The 8,807-nt window shown below is 68.3% G+C and carries 5 protein-coding genes and 2 pseudogenes; 5 read left to right on the plus strand and 2 right to left on the minus strand.

What is annotated here, in order from left to right; translation table 11 throughout:
• Window positions 1–156 precede the first annotated feature (156 nt).
• Window positions 157–1,210, minus strand: a pseudogene (locus ACFOX0_RS33525) (transposase); the annotation flags it as partial.
• Window positions 1,211–1,350: 140 nt separating this feature from the next.
• Here ACFOX0_RS33525 and ACFOX0_RS33530 point away from each other — a divergent pair.
• Window positions 1,351–1,515 (plus strand): annotated as a pseudogene (locus ACFOX0_RS33530) (helix-turn-helix domain-containing protein); the annotation flags it as partial.
• Here the strand turns inward: ACFOX0_RS33530 and ACFOX0_RS33535 are convergent.
• The gene (locus ACFOX0_RS33535; RefSeq protein ID WP_377553612.1) at window positions 1,481–1,699 is read right to left on the minus strand and encodes a hypothetical protein; all 219 of its coding nucleotides are present in this window, start codon (window positions 1,697–1,699) and stop codon (window positions 1,481–1,483) included. The pseudogene ACFOX0_RS33530 and the gene ACFOX0_RS33535 sit on opposite strands and share 35 nt — an antisense overlap.
• A gap of 540 nt (window positions 1,700–2,239) precedes the next feature.
• Between ACFOX0_RS33535 and ACFOX0_RS33540 the strand changes: the two genes are divergently transcribed.
• The 4 genes from ACFOX0_RS33540 to ACFOX0_RS33555 all read left to right on the plus strand — a co-directional run bounded on the left by ACFOX0_RS33540 (window position 2,240) and on the right by ACFOX0_RS33555 (window position 8,702).
• Entirely contained in the window at window positions 2,240–4,213 is a 1,974-nt protein-coding gene (locus tag ACFOX0_RS33540) for a hypothetical protein (protein WP_377553614.1), read from the plus strand.
• A gap of 100 nt (window positions 4,214–4,313) precedes the next feature.
• Window positions 4,314–4,961, plus strand: a complete 648-nt coding sequence (locus ACFOX0_RS33545; protein ID WP_377553616.1) for a hypothetical protein — start codon at window positions 4,314–4,316, stop codon at window positions 4,959–4,961.
• 472 nt (window positions 4,962–5,433) lie between these two features.
• Window positions 5,434–6,963, plus strand: a complete 1,530-nt coding sequence (locus ACFOX0_RS33550; protein WP_377553618.1) for a serine/threonine protein kinase — start codon at window positions 5,434–5,436, stop codon at window positions 6,961–6,963.
• Window positions 6,960–8,702 (plus strand): AAA domain-containing protein, encoded by a 1,743-nt coding sequence (locus ACFOX0_RS33555; RefSeq protein WP_377553620.1) that lies wholly within the window; start codon window positions 6,960–6,962, stop codon window positions 8,700–8,702. Before ACFOX0_RS33550 ends, ACFOX0_RS33555 begins: the two co-directional genes overlap by 4 nt.
• Window positions 8,703–8,807 lie beyond the last annotated feature (105 nt).

Genomic DNA, 8,807 nt, shown 5'->3' on the forward strand with positions numbered 1-8,807 from the left:
GCCGCCGCTGGATCACCCGCTGGAAACCCGCCCTCAACGCCTTCGACCTCGCCTTCGACGGACGCCTGTCCGCAGGCCGTAACTGACCTTCACCAATATCGAGTTACACCGTTTTCTTGACACTCCCCCCACGAGACACAACACCGGGTTGCAGTATTTCCAGAAGGCCAGCCAGGCGTGGGCGCGGGGCCAGTGGGCGGGTAGGTGCAGCATGGGTCGGCGTTGCGGGCGGGCGAGCCTGGCTGGGATGTTGATCAGGTTGGTGCGCAGGGTGGCGCCTCGGGCCACTGTGTAGCGGGCGGTGTCGGTCAGCGTGCCGGCGGGGGGTGATGTCGGCCTCGGCCACGGGTTCGGTGTTGTTGGTGAAGAACGGGTGGTAGCGCCAGACCGGGAACAGGGGGTCCTGGATGTTGGCGTCCAGGACGCGGCGCACGACCAGCCGGCCGGTGATTTCGTGGCGGGTGCCGGCGAAGGCGGTGAACTCCACTTCGGCCCCGTGGGCGTCGGAGATCAGTTGCCCGGTGTCGGGGTCGACGACCGCGCCAGGGTAGCGCACAGGCTGGTATTGCTCGTCGTGGATGCTGGCGATGGCGGCGTCGACGGCCGGGTTGCGGGCGATCGCGAACGAGAACATGGCGCCGGCCTTGACGACCGCGGTCACGATCTTGCCCGCGCAGTACGCCGAGTCCCCGCGCACGAGGATGTCGGACGCCTGCGCGCCGGCGGCTATGGCGGTGTTGATCGCCTCGGTGACCATGCTCGCCGCACCCCGCGACGAGCCCGCGCGTCCGGCCCGCAACCGCACCCCGGCCACCACCGGCGCCGCGGTCTCGGTGCTGATCGTGACCGCAAGCGGCGACAGGCCACGGCGCAGGATGGTCTTGCCCGCGATCTTCGTGTGGCCGAATGAGGCACCCTGCTTGGCGTGCCCGTACACCGGCCGCAGCAGGGAGTCGATGTCGATGAAGCAGCGGTCGTCGATGCCGTCCGCCCCGCAGGCCATCCCGGCGATGATCGAGGTCAGCTTCGGCGTCGAGTTCGCCGCCCCGGACTTCACTCGCTCGCAGCCGAACCGCACGTGCTCATCCAACAGCCGCGACAACCCGGCCTGCTCGGCCAACTCCATCAACGGCACCAGCCCCGCATGCGACACAAGGTTGTCCTCGTCGAACACCGCGCCATCACCGCGCCAGGCATGAGATCCTTGCACCGAGAGTGCCCTTTCAGTCGGTATGAATCGAGTCCTAGACAAACCCGATCTTCCCAGCTCAGAGGGCACTCTCGTCACATCTACACGCCACCTCCGGTCACAGTGGACCGACCCCGGTCCACGGATTCAGGCTTAGGCGGAGAGTCGCCATCCGCGCGCTGATGATCCTGCTGTCTGCGAGTGGGATGCCGGCCGCGGACATCGCCGCACTGCTGCACTACGACCCGGTCACCGTCCGCCGCTGGATCGCCGGCCACGGCCTCAAGGGCGTCAACGGGCTACCCGACCGGCCCCGCACCGGCCGGTCCGTTCGGCGTCGCTGCTGGTGGTGCCCGGACGGTGACCCGCGTCGATCTTGGCCTTCTTCAGCCAGGTACGCAACGCCTCGGGATGGACTCCGAGCTTGCCTGCAATCCGACGGATCGCCCCGACCGGCGACGCCGGGTCCCGGCGGGCCTCGACCGCCAACCGGGTCGCACGCTCACGCAACCCATCTTCGAGTTCGTGGAGCCGGAACGCCTCGGCGAAGTGCTGATACTGCGGTTGGCTCGGCGGATTCCCGCAGCGGTCGCCGCTATCGGACGCGGCGGTGTCTATCTCGAGGACGGGGTCGCGCCTCCTGCCGGGTAATAGACAAACGCTATCGGGACAGCGAGCGGTTGGTCGCTGTAAGTAACGTCGGAGTGCGTTGGACCGTGATCTGTGCTCGAGAGGGAGACCGTGTCGGAGCATGAGCCACCGTCAGGAGCACCGTTCTCGACGGACTCGACGTCGTCACCTACGCCACAGTCGGACGACGGGCCGTCCGGTTCGCGAGCCGGCTCCCATGCCAGCACCGTGCCAGGGGCGCCTCGGTCGCCTGATCCCGAAGCTGGTGCGATGGTGCCCCGACCGCAACCCGATGTCGTATCCCGCATCGGCGCTGACGGGCCATCGAGTGCGGCCGCTCCCCATCAGACGCAGGTCTGGCCACCACCCACTGGTCCGGTGACCCGAGGGAAAGGTTCAGGTCGCCACCGTAGGTGGTGGTTGTTCGGTGAGATCGCGGCGGTGTTGGTGCTGGTGGTGGGTGTCGCGGCGGCGGTGTTCGTGGTCCGTCGGGTGTCGGACTCGCCGTCGGCGGCGTTGCGTGGGGCGGCCGACCGGATCCGGTCCGCGTCGGCGATCCGGGTGGGCGTGGCCTACCGCGACGCCGGTGGGCACATCATCGACGGGCAGTTCACCATCACCGGCGACAACCTGGTCAGCGGAACGGTCACGGACCCGCAGGGCGGTCGCGCCGACCTCGTCGTCGGCGCCGGGACCTCCGCCGTGCACGGCGACGCCGACTGGTGGGCCCGCCGCTCCCCCAAACAGGTCCGCGCCATCACCGGCCGATGGGTACGCCCCGAACCCGGCGTCGCCTTCCCCTTCGACATCACCACCCTGCTCAACCCGACCGCCCTCGCCCGCCGGATCGACGCCCTGACCGGCGCCGCCCACCGCCCCGACCAGAACACCGAGGACGCCACCGACGACCAGATCCGCACCGTGGTCTCCGGCGACTGGACCGCACTGTTCGACACCGGCAAAGACCGGAAGCTGCGCTGGCTGGGTGGTCCGCTCGACCCGAGCCTGGTCATCCACCCAGCCGCCTACCACCACAACGACAACCACTCCACCGGCATCGTCCCGGCAAGCCACTCCGGACCGACCACGCCGGACCGACCGGCACCGGCGCTGCCGGCACGCTACGACCCGATCGCCATCCCCCCGTACGTCGCCATCACCCCCGAACCCACCGGAACCGACGCCGCCAGCACGACCCGGACGGCAGTGGCCAAGATCTTGCCCGAAGCCAGCCCCGCAGCACCCTCCGGCGCCGCCTCCGTCCCACAAGCACCAGGCCCGGTCGCGCAACGCGCCGTCAAACCCGGTCATGCCACCTTCGACCTGGAGTGGACCGCCCAGGACTGCAACACCCCCACCTGCAGCTGGACGGTGACCGTCACCAACACCGGCACCGCGCCCGGCACCGGCATGCTCTACGCCTCCGTCACACCCGGCATGCCACTGCTCACCTTCCCCGTCAATCTCTCCGCCGGCGGTACCTTCGTCACTCCACCCATGACCTTCCCGAACCCGGCCCCGGTCATCAGAGGCAAGAACACCCAGATCACCGTCTCCTACAGCGCCTGGGTCCACAGCTCCTCCTTCGGACCCGACCCAGCCCTGCCCCAACGCCTCGACGACCGAGGCATCAACCCGAACACACTCACCCCGATCGACCCCGGCTACGAACCCGCGAGACTGAAACTCCTCGACCAGATGGTCGGCCACCTGCCCAAGGGAGACACCGGCCTCGCCACAACCGCCGTCGCCGCCGTCGACACCGCCATCCAAGCCGGCATGCTTCCCGAGCTGAAAGCCATCGCCGACTCCGGCCGCCTCGAGAACCCCCAGGACCTGATCGACAAGCTGTCAAAGATGGTCGACAACACCCTCCCGGGGAACCCCGACCCGGCGGCCGACCAGATCGGATACCGCCGCGAGGTGGAACAGGCCGCCGAGATCCTCCGACACGATCCACGGTCCGAACTCCTTCTGGACGGCGCCATCGAAAACCCGAACACCCGGGAACTCGAAGGCTCCGACATCCTCGACATCGTCAACAAGGACGCCTATCAGCTGAAGTCCGTGAGCGGCCAGAACTTCGTGCCTGCCATCAACGTCGCCGTCACCCAGCTCAACGGCGGCCGCCAAGCGCACCGCGTCACGAACATCCGCCAGAAAGCACCACCCGGCTACCGCAAAATTGCTCTCATCTACCTCGAACCGGGCAGCGACCGATGGCACCAGTACACCCGAGAGGAGATAGAGTTCCGGCTAAAGAAGCGAAGCAAACAGATGAAGATCTGCGACGCCAACGGCAACGCGCTGGTCGACCGCTTGGTGCTCGTCAACGCCCGCGGGGCCCACATCTGGAACAGGAGTGATTTCGGTGCGCTCGGGCTGCCCTGTTAACCCCTGGAGCAGCTACGACTCCGGCGAGATGTGCCGGTGGACGGCGAGTTTCCCACGCACCCTCGGCGACACGTCCCTGCTGTCGTGGCAGGACGCCGTCTTGTCAGCGGCCGAGGGCACCGGGGTCCTGCGGGTCGATGCCATCGACGACATCGGCTACCGGCGACAAGACGACGGCAGCCTCGCCGCGTTCATCCGCGCCCGACCGCAGGCGGCACCCGCGACGGACGACCGGCCGACGGGATTCATCCTGCACAACTTCGACGTGCTTCCCCCCGAGGACGCCGCCACCCTGCTCACCTACACCGACCCGCAGGGTCGGATCAGCGAGGCATGGGTCCACGACATGTACAACTTCACCGCACCGCTCGGGTTCCGCAACGCCTTCGAGTACCGGCCGTTCAGCATCGCCCACGACTCCTTCGACGCGACACCGTCCGAGGACGACCTCGAACTTACCGGCTTCTACCTGTCCACCGACATCTGGCTACCCTGGACCACCACCAGCTCACACAGCGCCCCAGGCGAACGAGCCGATGCCATCCTCGACAACAGGACCCTCGGAAGCATCAACGGCGCCCGCCTCAACACCTTCCTGCACCAGGTCCGTGACACCGCCCGCCGACTGGGCGGTGAATGGTCCGTCCGACCCGCAGCACCCATCTTCCGCTCGCAGGTCGACGACAACGGAGTCATCCTCGACGCACCGCCCCCAGCTCTGCCCATCGAGTTCCCCCACAGCACCTGAAGAGAACTTCCGCTAGGCAGGCCGTCCAATTAGAACGCGGGACCCGCTCACAGCGCCAGCCTATGGATACCGGCCCGGATAGCCAGCCGATGGAAGTGGCGCACGTGCCCGACGCCCTGACGTTGCGGGCGGCACAGGGCCCCCCACCCGCGGCCCGCACCGTCGGGAGATGGCAGGCCTGCTCTGCGGTTAGAAGGCGTTCCGATTCGTCCGTCCGAACGTGGCCCGGGCCTCAACCCCGCAGGCAGTCCACCAGCGCCACTACCGACGCACGCCGCCCATGGCAGACCTCGGTCTTTCGGTCTCGGCAGGCGAAGGCGGAGACGATGAAGCAGTCGCCAGCGACGATCTTTGCCGACCGTGACGCTGATCATCTCCGTAGCGATGCACATCAGCGGAAAGGTTGAATGCGACAGTGGCGACTCCGGATATCCCGAGAAGGGTGACGGACGACGGGTAAAGGCTTCTGCGGATGTTCAACCTTGCCGCCGACACCGGTGATTTGGGATGCTCACTGTCGTACGGATCGACACCTGGGCGACGGCAGGGACGTGATGACGCGGTGACACGTGCGGCGTCGGGGGAGCCGCCGATCCACTTCTACGCACATCAGGCGCGAGCGGGTGAGGCCGGTGCCCGTGAGGATTTCGAGCAGATGATCGCGCTCCTGGTCGAGGCGGTACGCGGCGACGCCCGGCTCGTCTTCGCCCATGGTGGCGACTGGGGCATCGACGCATTGGTCGGCGACCTCAACGGTCGGGTCACGATCTGGCAGGCGAAGTACTTCCCGCACGGGGTGACGAACAGGCATCGGGGACAGATCGAAGGCTCGTTCGCCTCGGCGGTGCGCAATGCGTCCCAACACGGTTACCAAATCCAGGAGTGGGTGCTCTGCGTCCCGTCCAGTCTCGACCCCCAGATGAGCCAGTGGTGGGACAACTGGCGGCAGACGCAGACGCGGCTCACCCGCGTACAGTTGGTCTTGTGGGACGAGACCGGCCTGCGTAACGAGTTGATGCGACCGGCCGCACGATATGTCCGGCGTGCCTATTACCACCCCTACCAGGACGCTGGCGACGAGGACTCCGGCCCTCCAAAAAACTCGGAATCGGTCATGGTCCCATCCGCGGTGCTACGCCGACCCTCCGACCACCCAGCGACCCCCTGGAGTGGTGGTGACGAACGCCGAATCGGCGCGCACCGCTACCTGCTGCACGCGGACTCCGTCGAGCAGGTCAGCCTCGACCACTCGTGGAGCTGGCGAGAGGCGACTGCCGACCGTGTCCAGCACAACCCGCTTCGAGTCCGGCTCCGTCAGCTCCACCTCCTCCGAGACACGTCGACGGCGCAGCGGCGCCGCGACGAGGTACGCGCGCAAGGCCACCTGTTGCGCAAGCTCGACGGTACGGGCGGGCTGCCGTCGCTCGACGATCTAACCGAGGAGGCCGCCGCCACGACACTGGTCACGGTGTTGCCTATCGGGCTTACTTGGCGGCAGGCCTTTGGCCCCATCGGTACGCCGCTGGCTCGGTTCACCGCCACTGGCGTGCTCGGCGCGGCGGCCGAGGTCTGCGCGACGCTGGCCGTGCTGCACCGGGAAGGGGCGAGTCACCGGGCGCTCGGTCCCGACGGCATCGTGCTCACCGGACGTACCCGGCGCGCGGCGCTGGTCGACGGCGGTCTGGCCGCCCTCACGCCGCAGCCGAGCGAGGGGGTTGCCGGTTACCGTGCCCCGGAGCAGCACCGGGGTGGCGGATCCGCGATCCCGGTAGACGTCTACCAGGTGGCGGCGCTGGTCTATCACACGGTGACTGGTCATCCGCCGTCGCCGTACGCGACGCCACCGATCCGGGCCAGCCTGCCCGAGTGGCCCGAACACCTTGACGACCTGCTGCTGCGCTGCCTTGACCCGGACCCGTCCCGGCGCCCGGTCGGGCCAGGTGCGCTCGCCGCCGCGTTCCGCGAGGGACGTCGACTGCTCTCCCGCGGAGATACCCGTTGACCATCGCGTCCCTGCTCCTGCCCGGCCCGGTCGCGGTCGTACCGTCCGGCAGAGCCATCGAACAACTCGCACAGGCCGGGCTGCGTGATCCATCCGCGCTGATCAGCGAGTTCGGCAGCCTGGCCTCGTTCAATGCATTGCCGGCGCGGGTCGAGCCGGATCGGTCCAGGCTGGTCGTCTACGGCAAACGATGGGCGGCCTGGCTCTATCCCAGCGATCACGGTGACGCGTACCGACTCGGGCACGTCTCACCGCTGTCCTTCAAGGACCAGGAACGGCTACTCAAGGCGGCGCTGGTGCTTGGCGGTACGGCCGGCTGGTGGGCCTATCACCACGTCCGTGACGTTCCGCAGCGGTTGTCGTCACACTGGCCCCTGCTTTGCCGAGCCTGGGCGAATCTGGGCGTTACGCGTTCGGAGGCGACGCCGACGATGCCGGCGCACCACAGCGCGTACCTCGACCTGCTCACCGATGTCGTCGAGGCGACCCGGGACATCGAGATTGCCCGACAACGCCAGGCGCCGGCCCTGCCGTACCGCAGGCTGGACAGCACCCGTGAGGAGCGGCACTCCGCGCGTGGCGTCTACGCCTTCCAACTGCTCCGTAACGCCACGGTGGGCAGAGGCGCGCAGGTCTTTGTGACCGATCAACCTGACCTGCGCGGGCGGGTGCTACGGGTCGAGGACCAAGAGGTGACCGTGCGGTTCGACAGCACGGTGGAGTACGCCCGGATACCCAGGCAGGGTGCGTTGCAGGTGCTGCCCAGCGACCGGGTCTACCGCGCGCAACTTGACGCGGTGGAGGTTCTTCGGGAACGGCGTGCCGCCCAGCCCCAGCTGCTCACCCAGTTGGTCGACCACCGTGTGGCGCCGTACCGGCCGGACACCGGCGCCCAGCCGCGCGAGATGCTCGACCCGGCGCAGTTACACGCCTTCCGCGCCGCCCTGACCGTGCCCGACCTGCTGTTGGTACTTGGCCCGCCCGGTACCGGAAAGACCCGTACCATCACCGAGATCGCCGCCGCCAGCGCCCAACGTGGGCAGCGAGTACTGGTCACCTCGCACACCAACCGTGCGGTGGACAACGTACTCGAACGACTACCGCCGGACGTCCGGGCGGTCCGGGTCGGCAACGAGGATGCGATGACCGCGCACGCGCGCGGGTTTATGGTAGAGACGCAGGTCGAGGCCCTGCGGCAGGAGATCCTGGCCGCGACCGAGGGCGCGACGTCCCGGCTGGCTCCCTTCGTCGGTGTCGAGGACCAGGCTGGGCGGTGGCTGGAGTACCTGGCCGCCCGGCTCACTGAGGCCCGACTCGCGGACGGAGATGTCCAGGCCCGCGCGGCCGAGTTGGCAGCTGCGGTCGAGCGGGCCACCGCACCGGTCGCCGTACAGCTCGCCGCCGCAGACCAGGGGGTACGGGAATCACGCGCAAGTCTGGCGCCGCTCGCCGAGAAACACCGCAACCACGAGATGCGCGCCGAGGTGGCGCGGCGGCAGGCCGCGTCGGGGATGCTGGCATTCTTCTTCCGTTGGCTCGCCGACCGCCGGGAACGGCATCTCGCCGCGAGCTTTCAGCAGCTCAGCGCAGCACAGACGGCGATGCGACTGGCCGAGGAGTCGTACGCTGCGGTTCGTGCCCGAGCCGACGCCCTGATCGCTGCCGACCCGGCAGTCAGAGCGGTCACCAGCGCTCGCGACAGCGCTTGCCAGGTCCGCGGAACCTGTCAAGTCAAGTGAGACGTTTTCGTGGTCAGGTGTTCTGTAGTTCGGTGGGTTGAGCTGCTGGTTTGTTGATCCACACCGTGGTCGGCAGGGCGGGTGGTCGGGGTCGGCGGGTGAATC

This window comes from Micromonospora zhanjiangensis, from assembly GCF_042650605.1.
In the GTDB taxonomy this organism is placed as follows: Bacteria; Actinomycetota; Actinomycetes; order Mycobacteriales; family Micromonosporaceae; genus Micromonospora_J; species Micromonospora_J zhanjiangensis.

What these genes read in the sequence shown, in the direction of transcription:
- ACFOX0_RS33550 (WP_377553618.1), top strand. Translation starts at nt 5,434, where the DNA reads ATGTTCAACCTTGCCGCCGACACCGGTGATTTGGGATGCTCACTGTCG.